Source organism: Shewanella sp. Isolate11, from assembly GCF_022398315.1.
Taxonomy (GTDB): Bacteria; Pseudomonadota; Gammaproteobacteria; order Enterobacterales; family Shewanellaceae; genus Shewanella.
Map to the genome: position 1 here is coordinate 112,571 of NZ_JAKEVF010000004.1, position 19,113 is coordinate 131,683.

Sequence of the window (19,113 nt, forward strand, 5' to 3'; positions counted from 1 at the left end):
AATAAGGGTTATTGAGGCGAGACGAGGGTGATCTGCCAGTCAGGCAGTTTTGCCTGCAAGTCTGGCTTTATCTTATCCAGATCGCCACGGATCACGATAACCGGTATTTGGCCAAATTGTTGCTGCGCCGCTTGCTGTAATCTCGCAGGCGATAATGCCTGCCATTCACTTTGCTCCTCGAGCTGCGATTGCCATTGACGAGACTGAGTCAGCAGCTCGATATAGCGTTGGCTGCGGCGACTGGGATCATCGAGCAACAAACTTTGCTGGCTCAGGTAATACTGCTTGAGTGCATTCACTTCTCTTTGAGGTGCCATTCGCTCTGTCGCTAAGGCGAAGTGATCTAATATCCCCCGGATGAACGCGCCAGTGTGTTGCAATTGAGTGCTGCCAAAATACTTTAATGTGCGAGATAGAGGGTTATCGAAACAGTGTCCATAGATGCCGTAAGTCAGCCCGCGTTGTTCACGCAGGTCATAATAGAGTCGCCCGGAAAAACTGCGTCCGAGCCATAGACTAAGCTGCTGGCATTGAATGCTGGTATCGTCTTTAACAAATAAGTGATAGCCAACCCTCACTTGAGTTTGCACGCTGTTTGGGGCATCGATGACAAACAGGGTTTTACCGTAAGGGCGAAAGTCATCTTGGTAGCCATTTGCCCTTGTTGCGACAGAGTCGAGTTGGGCTAAGTGCAGCTCAAGCTTTTGCTTGTCACTGGTTGAAATATCATTGTCTCGCTCAATGATCAGGTGCCATTGGCTCTGCTCAACAGCTTGCTGACGCAGTCGATTTAAATCGCTTAAGGTTAATTGCTGTTGCAGTGCCGTATCGTTCACCGATTGATTGTAAGGGTGAGTCTTGCCTAACACTTTTTCAGCCCATACTTGCTCAATTTCATTACCGCTAAAGGCATTGATGTGTTTATTGAGTGCCAGCGTGCGTCTAAGTTTGGCAATATCCAAGTTATCAAAGCTATTAGTCGCCCACTGTGTGGCTAATAACCCGACGGCTTGAGTGAGCTGATCATCTTCACAGCGAAAACTTAAACTAATACTGTGTTGCCTTGCTTGGATATTAAAGCTGTTTGCGCAGTTAATGTCGGCTGTGGTGGCCGATGTTTGGTTGGCGAGCCACAGTGCCTTTTCCGAAAACGCCTTAGATAGAATATCGATGTTGGCATAGGGTTTATTGGGGCTGACGGCGACCAAATGAATACGGTTCAGTGCCGAGGGCACTCCGGGCAATAGATGAATATGGTGTTGCTTATCTAGGCTGCTGACTTTTGGGGCAAAGGCTGGCTTACCCTCTTGTTCAGGCTGAACTTCGGCCAATTTAGGAGCGCTATTGAGCGGGGTAAACTCAGGTGGCGTGGGCGATTGTACTGCAGTGAAGTTGAGCTGGGTCTGCTGACAACCGGCACAGAGGATTAAATAGCTAAATAGCCCGAAACTGAACAGACGTTGGCGGATGCTTATCATAAGGCTTTCTCCTCCAAACTATCACTCCAAGATTTGGGTAGCCACTCCAACAAGGTTTTCCCCCAGCGAATATACCAAGAAGGCAGCAAGTCGAGCCGCACCATGCCTGGTTGTAAATAGGTTTGGGTGACGCGACGAATATCATCGACAGTGACCGCATTTATTCGTTGCCAAGGGCCACTTAGTGGTGTTGCCTGATCTTGCTCAAGGGTGTTACTGAGTAATGTGGCTAAGGCGATATCGTTATCCAGTTGGCTCAGTTGCTTGTTGAGTGCTTGGCGTTTGAGTTCGGTGAGTGTCTCTTCACTTATGCCTTCGCTGGCTAGCTGGTTAATCATGGCGCTGACTTGTTCGGTGAGTGCATCAAGGGACACATTAGCTCTAGGAACCATAACCAGATTCATCACGCCAATATCTCTCATCGATAACGGCAAGGAAAAATTCAATAGTTGTTGAGGATTGGTCAGGCTTTGTTGGGTTAACAAGCTAGTGCGACTCTGTAATAGATAAGACTCGACCAAACTGAGCGCCGCGGCATCGGCATGGTTTTTTCCTACGGTATGCCAAGCTAAGAGGAGTGCGGGCCAAGGGCCACGAGGATCGATAATTTCTTGATGCACAAACTGACGTTGAATCTTTGGCGCGCTAAAGGTTTGGGCTTGATGTTGCGGTGCTGGCCAGGTGGAAAAATAATTTTCGACCCAGGTTAGACTCTGTTTTGGCAGCTGGCCGACTAAGGTTAATTGCATGGTGTCGGGTCGATAAAAGCGCTGATGAAATTGCAGTAAGCTGGCAGGTGTCGCCGCTTGAATATCGGCTCTACTACCGATAACGGCATGGCTATATGGTGTGCCTTGAACTTGTTGGAGTAACAACTCCATCGCGGGTCGCAAGTAGGGCTGGTTATCTATGGTGGTGGCCATCTCTTCTAATACAGTTTGCTGCTGGTTTGTAACCGTTTCTAGGGTTAAATCTGGACGAATAAATCGGTCTGACTCTAGAAACAGCGCTAATTGCAGCGCCTTGCTCGGCACATTGAGATAGTAATTGGTTTGATCAAAAAAGGTGCTGGCGTTGAACTGGCCGCTCAAGGAACTCATGGTTTGCGCGTAGCTGTCTCCCGGCGCATTTTGACTGCCTTTAAATAGCATGTGTTCAAACAGGTGAGCATAACCGGTTTGACCTTGAGTTTCGTTGCGTGAACCCACAGCAAATTGACTGGCAATCGCAACGCTATGCTTATGTTCAAGGGGGAGTAACCTGAGCTGTAACCCATTGTCTAATTTATGGTATTCGATTGATTGCTCCAAGCGATATAAAGGAGCTGCGAGTGTTTGTAAGCGAGTTTCTTGCTCGGCCTCTAAAGCGGTATCATCGGCATATATGGGGGGGCTTAGAGTAAGAAATAAACCAGATAAAAGCGCTAAACTCAGATGTAAATTCCGACCGAGGCTTATTTTTAGTCGAGTAACTAATCCTTCAGTATGTTCTCTGTTCAAGTGTCTATTCCTTTATTGAACTTATTTTAATCCTATCCGTTTGGCCAAGCGATGCAAATTACCTGAATCGACTTCAAGATTTCTGGCTGTTGCTGCCCAATTATTATCATTATTGAGGAGTGATTGGCGAATGTATTCCGCCTGAAATTGCGCAGTGGCTTGTTTCAGGTTGCCTGTAAATTGAGGATATATTTTGCTGTTGCTGCGTTTTTGTGAGTTGGACTTGACTTGAGCAAATTCGAAATGCTCTGGATTTATCATGGTATTTTTTCCAGAGTATTGTGCTCTGGCTATGACCGCGGCGCGGTAGATACTGTGTTCAAGCTCGCGAACATTACCAGGCCATGAATAGCCCTCTAGCATGGCTAAACTGGCTGGGCTGAGCCTAAGCGTTTGTAAGCCGAGTTGCTGACGGCAGCGTTCTATGAAGAAACCACAGAGTAGGGTGATATCCTGTTCACGATCGCGCAACGGCGGGGCTATGATAGGGAAGACACTGAGTCTGTGATAGAGATCGGCTCTAAAGCGTCCGGCAAGCACTTCATCTTTGAGGTTTTTATTCGTCGCGGCGATGATACGCACATCGACTTTCAGACTACGATCGTCCCCCACCCGTTGTAGATCGCCATATTGCAGGACTCTTAATAATTTAGATTGCAGACTTAGCGGTAGTTCGCCTATTTCATCCAGAAATAATGAGCCTTTATCCGCCACCTCAAACTTACCGCTTCGATGACTGACGGCGCCGGTAAAGGCACCTTTGACATGACCGAATAATTCGCTTTCGGCGACTGACTCTGGCAGCGCCGCACAGTTAAGATAGACAAGTGGTTTCGATGCCCTATCTGAACCTAGATGTATCTCATGGGCAATTAACTCTTTACCAGTGCCGGTTTCTCCCATGATCAACACATTGAGAGCGGTAGGGGCGACGACCGTGATTTCCTGTTTAAGATTACGCATCACTTGAGATTGGCCAATGATCTCTTTGTCACCTTCAGAGACTTGAGGATTATCGTTATTTTTGCTCCACGGGGATTGTAACGCCTGCTTTTCAAGCTTATCGATAAGCAGCGCATTATTGAGTGATGCTGCGGCGATCGCACTGATGCCTCTGAGTTGTTCGTTGGTAAATGATTTAAACTGTTCGGGATCGAATCCATCTATGGTCACGGCGCCAATCAGCGTGCCTTCGGCAATAAGAGGCAGACCGATACAGGCATGAACTGTCAGATTATCTCCTTGATTAGGAATCAGGCCATCGTAGGGATCGGGCAGATCACTGTCTGCAGGAAAGCGAACCACATCGCCTGCCCGAGCGATCGCCTCTAATCTCGGATGCTCTTGCAGGGCAAAGCGGCGACCGAGGACATCTGGGCTTAATCCATTAATGGCTAGCGGAGTAAATTGCTGTCCTTTAAATTCCAGCAGAGCTGCTGCATCGCATTGCATGCTCTCCCTTAGGGTATCGAGCAGGCGCGAGAATCTATCGTGGTTGGACAATCCTGAGGTAATATCCAATGCCATGCGGGTCAGCTGTGTTTGACTAAGGGCCATAGGTTCTCCGTGAATGGAAATTTACTTGCTCAGTATGTTGGCCATTATGGCATTTAGGGGCAAGATTGCGATTAAATTGTGTCAAATTAACCGTTTTTTATTGTCAATTTAACAGGTTTTCAGGGAAGAAAAAGGGGTCAATTGACCCCTTTAATACAGACTCTTCGCATTAAGCGTTAGCCGATACTTGTGTATCGAGTATTGTTTTGCTGTTTTTGGCTGCGATCGCTTTTCTAATAATGTCGAATAGGAATGCACCGAGGAATAGACCTCCAATACTAAACACCACATCGCCAGGGACACGCATCCAAACTAAGGTTTCAACCAGTGGACTGTGGATCACCTCTGGTGAGCGGGCAAACCAATAGCCATTCTCTAATACCGCGAAGAACTGTGTGATACCTACAGGCAGTAGTGAGATAAATACCATGCCTGCGAGTCCGAGGTTTAGACTCCAGAAGGCGCCTTTCAGTAACTTTTCATTCCACTGAATTTGTCCAGTGAGGCCACGAAGACAGAATAACATCAGTCCTACACCTAGCATGCCATACACACCCATAAAGGCAGCGTGGCCGTGGGTCGCCGTGGTGTTAAGCCCCTGGATGAAGTAGAGGGCGATAGGTGGATTGATCAGGAAGCCCAGTACACCAGCGCCGACTAAGTTCCAGAATGCCGTGGCAACGAAGAACATGATGGCCCACTTGTAGCGGATCATCCATGGGCTAGCATTACGCATACGGTAGCTTTCAATCGCCTCGAACCCAATCAGTGCCAGTGGTACCACTTCCAGTGCTGAGAAAATCGCACCCCAGGCAATAACCCCTGTTGGTGTACCGGTGAAGTAAAGGTGGTGTAGGGTCCCGATAAGGCCACCAGTTAAGAAGATCACTGTGGTAAACAGTACCGCCGCATTTGCACTTCGAGCACGAATAAGTCCAAGACGAACCAACATCAAAGCGATAACAGAGGTCGCAAAAGTCTCGAAGAAGCCTTCAACCCAAAGGTGGACCACCCACCAACGCCAGTATTCGGCAATGGCTAAATTGGTGTGTTTACCCATGAATAGACCTGCGCCGTAAAATAGACCGATAGCGACACAAGAAGCGTAGAGTACCCAAATCACGGGACGCATTTCGCCTTTTACTTTTAGTGCGGGGCGAATCGCAGCAGTGACTAAGGCTAACCAGATCAATAGTCCAACTAAAAGTAACACCTGCCAAACGCGGCCTAAATCGATATATTCATATCCTTGATGACCGAATAAGAAGTTGGTGTCTAAGTCGAAGTATTGTTGAACACCAATCCATTCACCCGCCATGGAGCCAAGTACCACGACGACCAGAGCTGCCCAGAGTATATTGACACCTAGACGTTGGAATTTAGGCTCATATCCTGATAAAGCGGGAGCAATATAAAGCCCTGTGCCTAACCAAGCGGTGGCGATCCAGAACACCGCAAGCTGAGTATGCCAGGTGCGGGTTACCGAATAGGGCAGGATTTCTGCCAAGGGAATACCATAAAAGTTCTGCCCCTCAACGGCATAGTGAGCCGTGATGCCTCCGAGTAGAATTTGTAACAAGAATAAACCGATAGCGGTGACAAAATATTTACCAACGGCTTTTTGCGAGGCCGTTGGCTTCTTCAAGAATAGGGGATCTTGTTCGGCGGGCTTTGGCAGCTCCTCATGTTTACCTGCGGCGTGGTACCAGACTAATGCGCCGATCCCGGCAATTAGGGTAACCACACTTAAGATTGACCAGACAATATTATCGGCAGTCGGCGTATTGCCAATTTGAGGGTCGAAAGGCCAGTTATTGGTATAAGTATAATCTTGTCCCTGCCGCTCAGTGATAGCGGCCCAAGCTCCCCAAAACAGGAAGCTATTTAGCTGCTGGCGACGTTCAAGATCTGGAACCGTAGCTTCTTTCATCGCATACTGTTCGCGTAATACTGATAATTTTGGATCATCACCAAACAGAGATAAGTAATGTTGTGAGACTTGATTAATGGCTTGGATGCGGACATCTGAGAGACTGATATTTATATTGCCATTTGCGTCTGTGACTACGCTATTGTGGCGGATATCTTCACGCAAAGCCTGTTCAAGTGCTGCTTGTTTTTGTGAGTCCAGTTCGTTAAAGCTTCTGTCGAATCTTTGTTGTGCCGTGATATCTAACCAGGCTTGGGCTTCACGATGTAACCAGTCGGCAGTCCAGTCTGGAGCGACATAGGACCCATGGCCCCAGATCGAACCAAGCTGGTGGCCACCCATTGAGCGCCATACCAATTGGCCTTGTTCGATATCGTTTTGTGTCATGACAGCATTGCCATTGCTGTCGGTAAAGGCGGTGGGGATTGGGGGTTTTTCTCGATATATTTCACTGCCTATGCTTAGCAGTACCGTAAAGGAAGCGACCAGCACAACCAGTAGTGCTATCGCGGTTAGCCGTTGTTTACTCATAAAGCCTCTCAGTGCAATTTAGGGTCAGAATTGGTTACCTTTCTCTTTGCACTGGCTATGCCACTTATTTAACATGTTGTTTTTAATTGTTAATTTTTATTTTTCGTCATCCATCAATGTTAATATGACAATACCTTAAAGTGTTTAAATGACATATTGTGTCAATATGACATTAGTGGTCGTTATGTTTGTCTATTTGATAGTCATTTTTTGCTTCATACTGTTTGGTATTACATAGCCTTTAAAAAAAGCCAGCAAATTGCTGGCTTTTGTTTTTTGTGATATTTAGCTTAAAACATACGAAGAAAATATTAACGATATAAAGAGAGATCTTCTTTATTCGGGCGGGTCTTAAATCGACGGTGCAACCACATATATTGTGCGCGGTTTCTATCGATAATCGACTCGACAATTTTATTGCCCCGAATGGCATCTTCGACTTCGTTTTCACCGGGGAAATTATCCAGCGGTGCTTGGATCTCAATGGTATAGCCATTATCGTCGGCATTACGTTCAACGAAGAAGGGTAAGACTTTTGCCTTACCCAGTTTGGCTAAGGTTGTGGCTCCGGTGATGGTTGCCGCATCTGGAACATTAAAAAAAGGAATAAATACCGCGCTCGAACGACCAAAGTCTTGGTCGGCGGTATACCAGATCACATCGGGATTACGTAGGCTGCGCACCATCTGCCGCAGATCGCGTTTGGGCACTAAGCCCTTGTTGGAACGTAAACGGCCATTAACTTGTAAGTACTCCATCAACGGATTGTTGTGAGGGCGATAGACTCCAATTCCGGGTTGGAACTGACCAAAGATACGCGCGCCCATCTCCAGAGGTAAACAGTGAACAGCAAATAAGATCACTCCCTGACCAGAGGCGATGGTTTGTTCCACATGCTCTTGACCTTTGATGGTCATGTGTTGCTGAACCTTGTCATTGCTCCACCACCATGCGTTGGCGATATCGAAGATTGCCTTGCCGGTTTCTTCAAAGTTACGAGTGAGCAATTGCGCCTGTTCTTGGGCTGATAATTCAGGGAAACACAGCTCGATATTGCGTTTGGCTGTGTTTACTCGACTGCCTGCAAGCAGCTTGGCTAAACGCCCGATCCCTTTACCGATAGACATCTGCATAGGTAGTGGTAGCAATTGGGTGAGACGCATTAAAGCCACGCCAAACCAGATCAGCCAGTATTTAGGATGGTAAAATTGTGATGAGAACTCTGCTTTATCGACCACGGACGACTCAAATGATTAACGAAAATTACTGCTTATTCTAACGCAAAAAACGAGTAAAATTAGGTATAATCATGGATTAATTTTTGAAAAGACAACCTCAATATGAAGATTTCTCTGCCCGCATTTGAAAAAGCCAAAGTTCTTGTTGTTGGTGACGTGATGCTAGATCGTTACTGGACAGGTGCCACTGGCCGTATTTCTCCTGAAGCGCCTGTGCCTGTAGTTAGGGTTGATCAAATTGAGGATAGACCCGGCGGCGCGGCAAACGTGGCGTTGAATATTGCCTCTTTAGGTGGTCATGCAAAACTCGCGGGGATTGTTGGGGAAGATGACAATGCCGAGGCATTAACCAAGGGCGTTAAAGTGCTTGGAGTTGATCCTAAATGGTATCGCGTGGCCGATAAGCCCACCATTACTAAGCTTCGAGTGATGTCTCGCAATCAGCAGCTGTTGCGTCTCGATTTCGAACAGCCTTATGGCGCCGAGCATAGCAATGCCTTGTTAAGCAGCGCTGAATCGCAATTAGATCAAGTATCTGTAGTGGTGCTATCTGATTATGCCAAGGGCGCTATTGATCAGCCGCAAGCATTTATTGCCAATGCTAAAGCTAAAGGGGTCAAGGTGTTAGTCGACCCAAAAGGCAGTGATTTTTCTCGCTATCGTGGTGCTAGCTTGTTGACGCCAAATATGTCTGAGTTTGAACAAGTGGTGGGTAAGGTGACGAGCGAAGCCGATTTGGTAGAAAAAGCCCAAGGCCTGCTGACACAATTTGAACTCGATGCCTTGTTGGTGACTCGTTCGGAAAAAGGGATGACCTTAATCACCCACAGCGGTCCTGAGCTGCATATTCCTACGGTTGCACGTGAAGTGCATGATGTTACAGGTGCCGGCGATACGGTAATTTCGGCTCTGGCTGTGGCTTTAGCTGCTGGAAGCGATTTGCCACAAGCCTGTGCTATAGCCAATACGGCAGCGGGCATTGTCGTGGGCAAGCTGGGAACTTCGACGGTGAATCGTATCGAATTGATTGCTGCGCTGAACCTGAATCATGGCGAAAGTGGCTTTGGTGTATTGACTGAAGATCAATTAGTTTACGCTCTCGAAGAGGCTAAGCTCAGGGGGGAGCGAGTGGTGATGACCAATGGTTGTTTCGATATCTTGCATGCGGGACACGTGAGCTATCTGCAACAGGCTAAAGCCTTGGGCGATCGCCTTATCGTGGCGGTAAATGATGACAGTTCGGTGAAACGCCTTAAGGGTGAGGAACGCCCGGTAAATCCACTGGATCGCCGCATGGCTGTATTAGCGGGTTTAGCCTCGGTAGATTGGGTCGTCAGCTTTAGTGAAGATACACCTCAGCGCATTATTGCCCGCCTGTTACCGAATATGTTGGTGAAAGGTGGCGATTATAATGTGGAAGATATTGCGGGTGGTAAAGAAGTGATTGCCGCTGGCGGTAGTGTCGAAGTGCTAGGTTTTGAAGACGGTGTATCGACCACGGCGATTATTCAAAACATCATGGCTAAACAGTGATTTTTCAGGCATTACTGATAGCGACCAGCTGGTTTTGGACGCCACTTACCATGAGTGGCGACATTCACAGTCAAAACAGCCAAGCCTTAGTATGCCATGTACAAACATTAGCCTTATGCCTTGCGCAGCTGCCTGAGAGTGCAAGGCAACAATTGCCTGATATTGAGCGTTTAAGACAAGATATGGGCCAGCGTGGCGCGATGGCAAGGCCGATTCAGCATGATGATATTGCTGGGGTGATCTTGCTCAATGTCGATAATATCCCCAAGGCATCATCGGCATTATTGAACGGCCGAGTTTATAGTTTAGCGCTGCACAATACCTTGGATATGACCCTGCGCCACGAGCTGGGTCATCTTGCGATCACTTCCTCCAACTCTACCTACCTAACTCAAAAGCGTTTAACCACATTTCAGCATGAATGGCTGGCCGACTTTTATCTGTTTTGGTCACTGGCCAAAGCGGGTCAGCCCATTGAACTAGCATGGCAGCAATATCACAGACGCAATATCGGTATTTTTGAGAGTGTCGATGCCATGTCTCACTGGAGCACGCCGATGTTAACTCAGTTGTTGGAAAGTTATAGTTGGCAGGCTTTAGCTCAATTTGAGGATTTTGATGCACTGATTGATGAGTGTTATCCGAGGTTAAAGCAATATAACCAAGATGAACTCAATGAGTATGCTAGCCTTATTCAGCGCTTATTTGGCAGCACAATGCAGCATAATTTACCGCATTATATGTTCTGGCGCCGACCGGAAATGGGTCGCTTTATTAAACCTACGGTAGAACAATTGATGGGGAAAACCCAAGCACATCAATGGTTAATACAGCAAAGACTGGCAGAGCAAATTTTAACTGAGGATGATGCCTCCCATGAGGCTGGGCATAAGCTGTAATTGCAGACAATATGAAAGTGAAAATACCCAATAAGAAAGGGAGCTAAATGCTCCCTTTTTATTGATTTAACAGTGGATTAAAGCGCTTTTAAAATCGCTTCCACGCTGGCTTTAGCATCGCCAAACAACATTTGCGTGTTGTCTTTAAAGAACAGTGGGTTCTGCACGCCCGCATAACCTGTGTTCATTGAACGCTTGAAGCCGATAACACTTTGGGCTTTCCATACTTCTAGCACTGGCATACCTGCAATTGGGCTACCTGGATCTTCCATTGCGGCGGGGTTCACTGTGTCGTTAGCACCAATCACTAACACCACATCGGTATCACCAAAGTCTTCATTGATCTCGTCCATTTCTAGCACGATATCATAAGGCACCTTAGCTTCGGCTAGCAGTACGTTCATGTGGCCTGGAAGACGCCCTGCAACAGGGTGAATACCAAAGCGCACTTTGACGCCACTGTCACGTAGCTTCTGAGTGATCTCGGCTACAGGATATTGTGCTTGAGCAACGGCCATACCATAACCAGGAGTGATGATGACTGAGGTTGCATTTTTTAGCATATCAGCCACGTCTTCGGCGTTAGTTTCGCGATACTCACCTAACTCTTGATCTGCAGTCGATGCTACGCCATCACTACCGAAACCACCGGCGATAACAGAGATAAATGAGCGGTTCATCGCCTTACACATGATGTAAGACAGGATGGCACCGGAAGACCCCACCAAGGCACCGACCACAATTAATAGGTCGTTTGATAGCATGAAGCCTGCGGCCGCGGCTGCCCAACCTGAATAGGAGTTCAGCATTGACACGACAACGGGCATATCGGCACCACCGATAGATGCCACTAAATGCCAGCCGAAGGCAAAAGCAATCAAGGTCATCAGCAGTAGTGCAGGCATAGTGCCGCCGGTATTGACGAAGTTCACCATTAAGATAAGCGAGGCGATTACCGCGATCAGATTAAGCTTATGGCGGTGAGGTAGCATCATAGGTTTCGATGAAATAATGCCGCGCAATTTACCGAAAGCCACAACAGAGCCGGTAAAGGTGACCGCACCAATAAAGATCCCTAAGAAGACTTCAACTAAGTGAATGTTAAGCATGGCGCCGCTTAAATCATGCAAGTCGATAAAGCTGTTAAAGCCAACGAGCACTGCCGCCATACCCACAAAGCTGTGAAGTACTGCCACTAACTCAGGCATTTCAGTCATTTCAACTTTCAATGCTAGGCGAACACCGATAGCGCCACCAATGACCATGGCGAGGATGATCCATTGTAAGCCACTCGATTCAGGGCTGAGTATGGTTGCGCCTAGGGCGATGACCATACCAATAATGCCGAATAAGTTGCCGTTTTTAGCCGATTCTTGCTTCGACAATCCTGCGAGACTGAAGATGAAGAAGATGGCTGCAACGATATATGCTGCTGTTACCAGTCCTTGAGACACGTTAAACCCCCTTAATTCTTACGGAACATCTTCAGCATGCGCTGAGTGACGGTGAAGCCGCCAAAGATGTTGATACTGGCAATGAGCACTGCGATAAAGGCGAGCACTGTCGTTAAGGTCGAACCATGACCTATCTGCAGTAAAGCGCCGACAACGATGATGCCTGAAATAGCGTTAGTCACTGACATCAGTGGTGTATGCAATGAATGCGATACGTTCCACACCACGTAGTAACCTACAACACATGACAGTACAAACACGGTAAAGTGCGATAAAAACTCGGCTGGGGCAACTGAAGCGACAGCGCCAAAACCAATGAGTCCTAAGGCACCCAAGATGTATTTAAGCTTTGAGGGCTTTTTAACTTCTACTGGTGCAGGTTCAGCCTTGGCTGCCGGTTGTTGTGGTGCCGCTGAAACCGAAATCGCTGGTGGCGGGAAGGTGATTTCACCATCACGAGTCACCGTCATGTTGCGCATTACCACATCGTCAAAGTCCAATACGGCATTGCCGTCTTTTTCTTTGCACATTAACTTCATTAAATTAACTAGGTTAGTGCCGTACAGTTGTGAAGACTGAGCCGGAAGACGTCCGGGGAGATCGGTGTAACCAATCACTTTAACGCCGTTGTCAGTAACAATGAGTTCACCGGATTGGGTGTATTCACAGTTACCGCCGGTTGCGGCAGCCAAATCGACAATCACCGAGCCTGGTTTCATACTATCGACCATAGCCTTAGTGATCAGTTTGGGAGCTGGACGACCTGGGATCAGTGCGGTGGTGATAATGATATCGACTTCTTTCGCTTGCTCGGCAAACAGCGCCATTTCGGCGGCGATAAATTCATCTGACATGGTTTTAGCGTAACCGTCAGATGAACCGCCTTCTTCGTCACCAAAGTCGAGTTTTAAGAATTCGCCGCCCATTGATTCGATCTGTTCGGCGACTTCAAGACGGGTATCGAAGGCGCGAACGATGGCGCCCAATGAGCCAGCGGTTCCGATGGCGGCAAGACCGGCAACACCAGCACCAATGACCAACACTTTTGCCGGAGGTACTTTACCTGCGGCAGTTATTTGTCCGGTAAAGAAGCGGCCAAACTGATGCGCTGCTTCGACTACGGCGCGATAACCACCGATATTGGCCATCGATGATAACGCATCCAGAGATTGGGCTCGGGAGATCCGCGGCACCATATCCATTGCCATCACGGTGACATTACGCTTGGAAAGTTTTTCGACTAGTTCAGGATTTTGTGCTGGCCAGATAAAACTGACCAAGGTGGTTCCTGCTTTTAATAACTCAATTTCTGCGTCGTCAGGCGCGTTCACTTTAAAAATAAAGTCGGCATCCCACACCTTATCGACAACACTGGCTCCGGCGGCTTCAAATGCGGCATCATCGAAGCTAGATTGCTGGCCAGCACCGGCTTCGATAGCAACCTCAAAGCCGAGCTTTGTAAGTTGCACGACAGTCGCCGGGGTCGCCGCGACCCGGGTTTCTCCATTGAGACTCTCTCTCGGTATTCCAATCTGCATGACTATTCCCTGATGGTTAATAAATCATAGCCTGGTCTGTTTTGGCTAGGTCACAGTGCCAAACAGGCTATTTAATTATCTTACGATAATGGTTTGTAACTTTTGATCCTGAGTGGGGAAGAGCACGATCTTCAGCCCATGTTGTACTTTTATCATGCAGATAAATGCATGAATAATTTATTGCACATTGCTTCTGTTGGGCTAAATCCGTTTAGCATAAAGCGCTGTTTTGCCTAAATAAGATTTGAGTCTGAACTCTAATTTTATTAGGATGATATTGATCTCAAGCTGAGACAATACAGGTCTAATTTACCCTTTGCTAAATCGATAAAATTGACTTAGACATCGGCCATTCATTGTGGCAATTGTGTGACGAGACACAAGAGCCAAACTTTCAAATTCGACAAATTGACCCTAGCAAGCATCAAAATTTTGCGCTGTGCCACATTTTCAAGTTTTGTTTTTGTGGTCCATCGGACTCTTTTTACAAAAATCCTGACCACACTCAATTTTGTAGCTTAATTTATAACCTTTGCATATTCCAAAAACGAATTAAAAATTAGATTTTATTCTTTTTTGCTTTGCGATTATCAGACTAAGCTTAGCCTATTAAATTGTAATAGGGCCGTCTTCCATGTTGTTAAAAGAGCTTTCATCACTGGCTTCTCCACTGTCTCAGGGACAAGTGGATAAGCTTAAGCAACTCACTTCAGAACTTAATGCAGTGCAGCTAGCATGGCTTGGTGGTTATCTATCCGCTACGGCTGAGCTGAGTGGCAATGTGGCGGCACCAGCGAGTGCGCCAGAGCAGACGATTACCATTTTATATGGAAGCCAAACCGGTAATGGTCGTGGTGTTGCTACCGAGCTGGCTGAGAAAGCGCAGGCACAAGGTTATGCGGTTAACTTAGTGTCGATGGCCGATTACAAAGTCCGTCAGTTAAAGCAAGAAACCTTACTCTTGGCCGTGGTTAGTACCCATGGTGAAGGGGAAGCGCCAGACGATGCTATTGAGTTACACAAGTTTTTAGAATCAAAACGCGCACCGCGTTTAGAGAATCTTAACTATTCGGTATTGGCGTTAGGGGACTCAAGTTACGAGTTCTTCTGCCAAACAGGTAAAGATTTCGATCAACGTTTATCGGCTTTGGGTGCTAAGGCGATTGTGCCACTCACCGAATGTGATGTGGATTATGAAACTTCAGCCAATGCGTGGCAGCAGCAGGTATTAGAAGCGGTTAAACCTTTGGTTGAAGCATCAAGTGCCAGCGTAGTCTCAATTTCTCATGCACCAACTTCTGCTGTATCGGCCTTTACTAAGCAAAAGCCTTATACCGCCGAGCTGTTAGTGAGCCAAAAATTAACTGGTCGCGATTCTGATAGAGATGTTCGTCATGTCGAAATCGACTTAGGTGAGTCTGGATTAAATTATCAAGTGGGTGATGCACTTGGGGTTTGGTTTAGTAACTCAGATGCGTTAGTGAATGAGCTTTTAGCGGGTCTAAAGCTGGATGGCGAAGCTGAGGTGACTATTGGTGAGCAAACCCTCTCACTATTCGATGCCCTAAAAGAAAAGCGTGAATTGACTCAGCTGTATCCCGGCTTAGTACAAAACTGGGCGCAACTAAGTGGTAACCAAGCTTTGCAAGCCATTGCTGAAGATAAGGAGCAAACGCGTCAGTTTGTGCTTAATCATCAATTAGCCGATCTTGTGAGCCAATATCCTGTCGATATCACAGGTTTCCAATTAGTTGAGTTGTTACGTCCGATCACTCCGCGTCTGTATTCAATTGCATCGAGCCAAAGCGAAGTTGAATCGGAAGTCCACCTTACTGTGGCTCTGGTTGAAGAGCAGCGAAATGGTGTGACTCGTTTTGGTGGTGCTTCGCAATTTTTGGCTAATGCCGAAGAAGGTAGTGAAGTGAAGGTCTATGTTGAGCCTAACAATCACTTCCGTCTGCCAAGCGATCCAAAAACTCCGGTGATCATGATTGGTCCTGGTACTGGGGTTGCCCCATTCAGAGCCTTTATGCAGGAACGTGCCCAGCAAGATAATGTCGGTGATAGCTGGTTGTTCTTCGGTAATCCGCATTTCGAACAAGACTTCCTCTATCAAACAGAGTGGCAGCAATATCTTAATGACGGCACTTTAACCCGTTTAGATTCGGCTTTCTCTCGCGATCAGCAACATAAGGTTTATGTGCAGCATCGTATAGCCGAACGTGGCGAAACCTTATGGCAGTGGTTAGAAAATGGTGCTCATTTATACATCTGTGGTGATGCCGACCGTATGGCGAAAGATGTGCATCAGGCCTTAATCGATGTGGTTAAGCAATTTGGTGGTAAAGATGAGCAGCAAGCGATTGAGTATTTAGAGGCTCTGCGTTGCGACAAGCGTTATCAGAAAGACGTTTACTAATATCGCGGCATCGAAACTAAGATTAATGACACAGAACAATTTGCATGGACATCGTCGGTGCAACAAAGGATAAAGGCAGTCGCCATGAGTAAAGAAAAATTATCAGTAAATGAATATTTAAAAGATGACAGTAACTACCTTCGCGGCACGATCGAAGAGGGTTTAGATACGTCATTAACGGGTTCATTTAATGATGCCGATCAGCAGCTGATTAAGTTTCATGGTTTTTATCAGCAAGACGATCGCGATCTACGTAACGAGCGTAAAGAGCAGAAACTAGAGCCTCTTTATAGCTTCATGTTGCGTGCCCGTGTTGCTGGTGGTGTATGTACGCCAAAGCAGTGGCTGGGTGTTGATAAAATTGCATCGACGTTAACTAGCTCGCACAGTATTCGTCTTACTACGCGTCAGACTTTCCAGTATCACGGTATCCCTAAGCGTAACCTCAAGACGCTGATCCAAGATTTGGATAAGGAAGCGCTAGATTCAATTGCTGCCTGTGGTGATGTGAACCGTAACGTGATGTGTAACCCTAATCCGGTGGAATCTAAGCTGCATCAACAGGCTTTTTTCTGGGCTAAGCAGTTGTCAGATAACTATCTGCCACGCACTAAGGCTTATGCTGAGATCTGGCTGGGAGATGACAAGGTTGCAGTCAGCGAAGGCGATGATGTTGAGCCAGTTTATGGCAAAACTTATCTACCTCGTAAATTTAAGATGGCAGTTGCTGTTCCTCCTGATAACGATGTCGATGTTTACACCAATGACCTTGGTTTTATCGCCGTAGCTGAAGAGGGCGAATTAGTCGGCTTCAATTTAGTCGCTGGCGGCGGTATGGGGTCAACGCATGGTGAAGTTAAAACCTTCCCACGTTTAGGCGATGACTTTGGGTTTATTAAAGCTGAAGACTGCCTCAAGTTTGCCGAAGCGGTATTAAAAGTACAGCGTGATTGGGGTAACCGTTCAGACCGTAAACAGTCGCGGTTGAAGTACACCATTGTTAAGCATGGTTTCGAGGCGTTTAAAGCCGAGGTCGAGAAACGTGCCGGCGTGAAATTTGAGCCTAAGCGTGAAGTTATCATTGGCGATCGTGGGGATCGTTATGGATGGATCAAAGGGGTTGATGATAACTGGCACCTTACGCTGTTTATCGAAGGCGGTCGTATTAAAGACCTACCGGGTCAACCTCTGCAAACCGGTTTACGTGAAATTGCCCTAGTACATAAAGGCGATTTCCGCATGACCTCTAACCAGAACATCATTATTGCTGGTGTTGCCGAGGCCGATAAAGCGCAGATCGAGGAGATCGCACGTGCTCACGGTTTAATGGGGAAAGTGATCACTCAAACTCGTGGTCACTCGATTGCCTGTGTCGCGCTGCCAACTTGTGCCTTGGCGATGGCAGAAGCTGAGCGTTATTTCCCAGACTTCTTGACCAAAGTCGAAGCCTTGCAGGAAAAACATGGCTTTCTCGATCAGGGCATAGTGATCCGTATGACGGGCTGTCCTAACGGTTGTGCGCGTCCATTTGCCGCTGAAATCGGCTTAGTGGGTAAAGCGCCTGGGCGTTATAACTTGTATCTTGGTGCGAGTTTCGAAGGTACCCGTTTGAACAAACTGTACCGCGAAAATATTCAAGAAGCCGAGATCTTATCTGAGCTTGATGCGCTGTTTGCTCGCTATGTGAGTGAACGTGAAGCAGGTGAAACTTTTGGTAATTTCACCGTGCGAGTGGGCGTGGTGAAAGCGGTTATCGACGCCGCTAGGGATTTTCATGCCTAACTCAGTTGTTACTGCCGAAGCACTTTTGGCGCTGTTACAAGCGCCTAAAGAGCAGCAGCAAGCTGAACTGCAGCGGATTAACGATTTCCTTGAAACCTTAACGCCTGCCGAGCGTGTCGTTTGGGGATTGGCGTATCTGCCCGGCAGCCATGCTTTGTCATCAAGCTTTGGTATTCAAGGTGCGGTGATGTTGCATCTGGTGAGTCAGATCCAAAACGATATCCCGGTGATTTTGACCGATACCGGATATTTATTCCCTGAAACTTATCAGTTTATCGATGAGTTGACTGAGCGATTACAGCTTAATTTGAAGGTGTATCGTGCACCAATGACTGCGGCATGGCAGGAAGCGAAATTTGGCCGTTTATGGGAGCAGGGTATTGATGGGCTCGAGCAGTATAATCGTCTTAATAAAGTGATCCCGATGCAAAATGCCCTGCAAGAGCTGAATGTCGGCACTTGGTTTGCGGGTTTGCGTCGCTCTCAATCGAGTACTCGTGAAGATTTGCCATTTTTAGCTATCCATGGCGATCGCTATAAGTTGTTGCCCATTTTAGATTGGAGCAACAAAGATGTGCATCAATATTTGACTCAATATGAATTGCCGTATCACCCATTATGGGAGCAAGGATATGTGTCTGTTGGTGATACTCACTCGAGTAAACCATTAGAACTAGGTATGACCGAAGAGGAGACTCGTTTTAACGGCCTCAAGCGTGAGTGTGGCTTGCATTACGAGATCTAATTTAGCGCAATTTTAATTTGACTATGGCCAACTAATTGACTGTTAAATAAAGTATAAATCTATACTTTTTAATACTTTATTATGATTTGTGCACTTTTTTTGCACATAGTTATGCACAGCAGTTTATATTGATCTATAGTTGTAAGTTCCCGTAGATGGTTTTGATATGTTGTCTGTATCGGATCTGACTTGGATCGCGTAACTTCACCTTCCTAATGAGAAGTTACAGGCAGAGTTGCCGACATCATCGAAACACCCTCGCAATCGCGAGAGCTTGATTGGTTTGCTAGCGCTTGCTAAATCTAGCTTTAGGCCCTGGGTAGCCCTAAGTGGCTATCCAGGGAATTGCCTAAGCCCGCTTTGTTACACCACTTCTTGTCCCGAGTTTGGGTTAGCTATTTCCCTTTTTATTCATCAATATAGTACTATCTATATCTATTTTTAATTACTTTACTGTTATACCAATCCACGTCTTTATACTGATTGTTATTGCAGGGATAGTGCAGTGCT

The 19,113-nt window shown here is 46.8% G+C and carries 12 protein-coding genes; 5 read left to right on the forward strand and 7 right to left on the reverse strand.

Annotated features, from left to right (window positions below; translation table 11 throughout):
- Positions 1 to 8: 8 nt before the first annotated feature.
- From L1D21_RS11520 to L1D21_RS11540, 5 genes are all read right to left on the reverse strand, one after another.
- Positions 9 to 1,478 carry an insulinase family protein gene (locus tag L1D21_RS11520; protein ID WP_239845391.1) on the reverse strand — a complete coding sequence of 490 codons (1,470 nt, stop codon included), beginning with the start codon at positions 1,476 to 1,478 and terminating at the stop codon, positions 9 to 11.
- Positions 1,475 to 2,977 (reverse strand): pitrilysin family protein, encoded by a 1,503-nt coding sequence (locus tag L1D21_RS11525; RefSeq protein ID WP_239845392.1) that lies wholly within the window; start codon positions 2,975 to 2,977, stop codon positions 1,475 to 1,477. The genes L1D21_RS11520 and L1D21_RS11525 overlap by 4 nt, the downstream gene beginning before the upstream one ends.
- A 21-nt stretch (positions 2,978 to 2,998) precedes the next feature.
- Positions 2,999 to 4,534, reverse strand: a complete 1,536-nt coding sequence (norR, locus tag L1D21_RS11530) for a nitric oxide reductase transcriptional regulator NorR (protein ID WP_239845393.1) — start codon at positions 4,532 to 4,534, stop codon at positions 2,999 to 3,001.
- 169 nt (positions 4,535 to 4,703) lie between these two features.
- Complete coding sequence (locus L1D21_RS11535) at positions 4,704 to 6,995, reverse strand: nitric-oxide reductase large subunit (RefSeq protein ID WP_239845394.1); 2,292 nt, start codon at positions 6,993 to 6,995, stop codon at positions 4,704 to 4,706.
- 311 nt (positions 6,996 to 7,306) lie between these two features.
- The gene (locus L1D21_RS11540) at positions 7,307 to 8,233 is read right to left on the reverse strand and encodes an LpxL/LpxP family Kdo(2)-lipid IV(A) lauroyl/palmitoleoyl acyltransferase (protein ID WP_239845395.1); all 927 of its coding nucleotides are present in this window, start codon (positions 8,231 to 8,233) and stop codon (positions 7,307 to 7,309) included.
- Between the two features lie 102 nt (positions 8,234 to 8,335).
- On the opposite strand from L1D21_RS11540, the gene hldE reads away from it, so the two are divergent.
- A complete protein-coding gene (gene hldE, locus L1D21_RS11545) occupies positions 8,336 to 9,766 on the forward strand; it encodes a bifunctional D-glycero-beta-D-manno-heptose-7-phosphate kinase/D-glycero-beta-D-manno-heptose 1-phosphate adenylyltransferase HldE (protein ID WP_239845396.1) in 1,431 nt (476 codons plus the stop codon).
- Positions 9,763 to 10,665: a hypothetical protein gene (locus L1D21_RS11550; RefSeq protein WP_239845397.1), complete on the forward strand. Its 903-nt coding sequence runs from the start codon at positions 9,763 to 9,765 to the stop codon at positions 10,663 to 10,665. The genes hldE and L1D21_RS11550 overlap by 4 nt, the downstream gene beginning before the upstream one ends.
- Positions 10,666 to 10,742: 77 nt before the next feature.
- Here the strand turns inward: L1D21_RS11550 and pntB are convergent, their stop codons facing one another.
- Positions 10,743 to 12,119 carry a Re/Si-specific NAD(P)(+) transhydrogenase subunit beta gene (gene pntB, locus L1D21_RS11555; protein WP_239845398.1) on the reverse strand — a complete coding sequence of 459 codons (1,377 nt, stop codon included), beginning with the start codon at positions 12,117 to 12,119 and terminating at the stop codon, positions 10,743 to 10,745.
- An 11-nt stretch (positions 12,120 to 12,130) separates the two neighbouring features.
- Complete coding sequence (locus L1D21_RS11560; RefSeq protein WP_239845399.1) at positions 12,131 to 13,657, reverse strand: Re/Si-specific NAD(P)(+) transhydrogenase subunit alpha; 1,527 nt, start codon at positions 13,655 to 13,657, stop codon at positions 12,131 to 12,133.
- Positions 13,658 to 14,291: 634 nt separating this feature from the next.
- On the opposite strand from L1D21_RS11560, the gene L1D21_RS11565 reads away from it, so the two are divergent.
- The 3 genes from L1D21_RS11565 (at position 14,292) to L1D21_RS11575 (ending at position 18,603) form a co-directional block, all read left to right on the forward strand.
- Positions 14,292 to 16,076 (forward strand): assimilatory sulfite reductase (NADPH) flavoprotein subunit, encoded by a 1,785-nt coding sequence (locus tag L1D21_RS11565; RefSeq protein ID WP_239845400.1) that lies wholly within the window; start codon positions 14,292 to 14,294, stop codon positions 16,074 to 16,076.
- Positions 16,077 to 16,160: 84 nt separating this feature from the next.
- On the forward strand, positions 16,161 to 17,858 hold the full coding sequence (gene cysI, locus L1D21_RS11570) for an assimilatory sulfite reductase (NADPH) hemoprotein subunit (RefSeq protein WP_239845401.1): 1,698 nt from the start codon (positions 16,161 to 16,163) through the stop codon (positions 17,856 to 17,858).
- Positions 17,851 to 18,603, forward strand: coding sequence for a phosphoadenylyl-sulfate reductase (locus L1D21_RS11575; RefSeq protein WP_239845402.1), 753 nt, complete (start codon positions 17,851 to 17,853; stop codon positions 18,601 to 18,603). Before cysI ends, L1D21_RS11575 begins: the two co-directional genes overlap by 8 nt.
- Positions 18,604 to 19,113 lie beyond the last annotated feature (510 nt).

Bases quoted from the DNA above. Each gene is read 5' to 3' on its own strand.
- L1D21_RS11520 (WP_239845391.1), bottom strand. From the start codon at position 1,478: ATGATAAGCATCCGCCAACGTCTGTTCAGTTTCGGGCTATTTAGCTAT.
- norR (WP_239845393.1), bottom strand. From the start codon at position 4,534: ATGGCCCTTAGTCAAACACAGCTGACCCGCATGGCATTGGATATTACC.
- L1D21_RS11535 (WP_239845394.1), bottom strand. From the start codon at position 6,995: ATGAGTAAACAACGGCTAACCGCGATAGCACTACTGGTTGTGCTGGTC.
- hldE (WP_239845396.1), top strand. From the start codon at position 8,336: ATGAAGATTTCTCTGCCCGCATTTGAAAAAGCCAAAGTTCTTGTTGTT.
- L1D21_RS11560 (WP_239845399.1), bottom strand. From the start codon at position 13,657: ATGCAGATTGGAATACCGAGAGAGAGTCTCAATGGAGAAACCCGGGTC.
- L1D21_RS11565 (WP_239845400.1), top strand. From the start codon at position 14,292: ATGTTGTTAAAAGAGCTTTCATCACTGGCTTCTCCACTGTCTCAGGGA.
- cysI (WP_239845401.1), top strand. From the start codon at position 16,161: ATGAGTAAAGAAAAATTATCAGTAAATGAATATTTAAAAGATGACAGT.
- L1D21_RS11575 (WP_239845402.1), top strand. From the start codon at position 17,851: ATGCCTAACTCAGTTGTTACTGCCGAAGCACTTTTGGCGCTGTTACAA.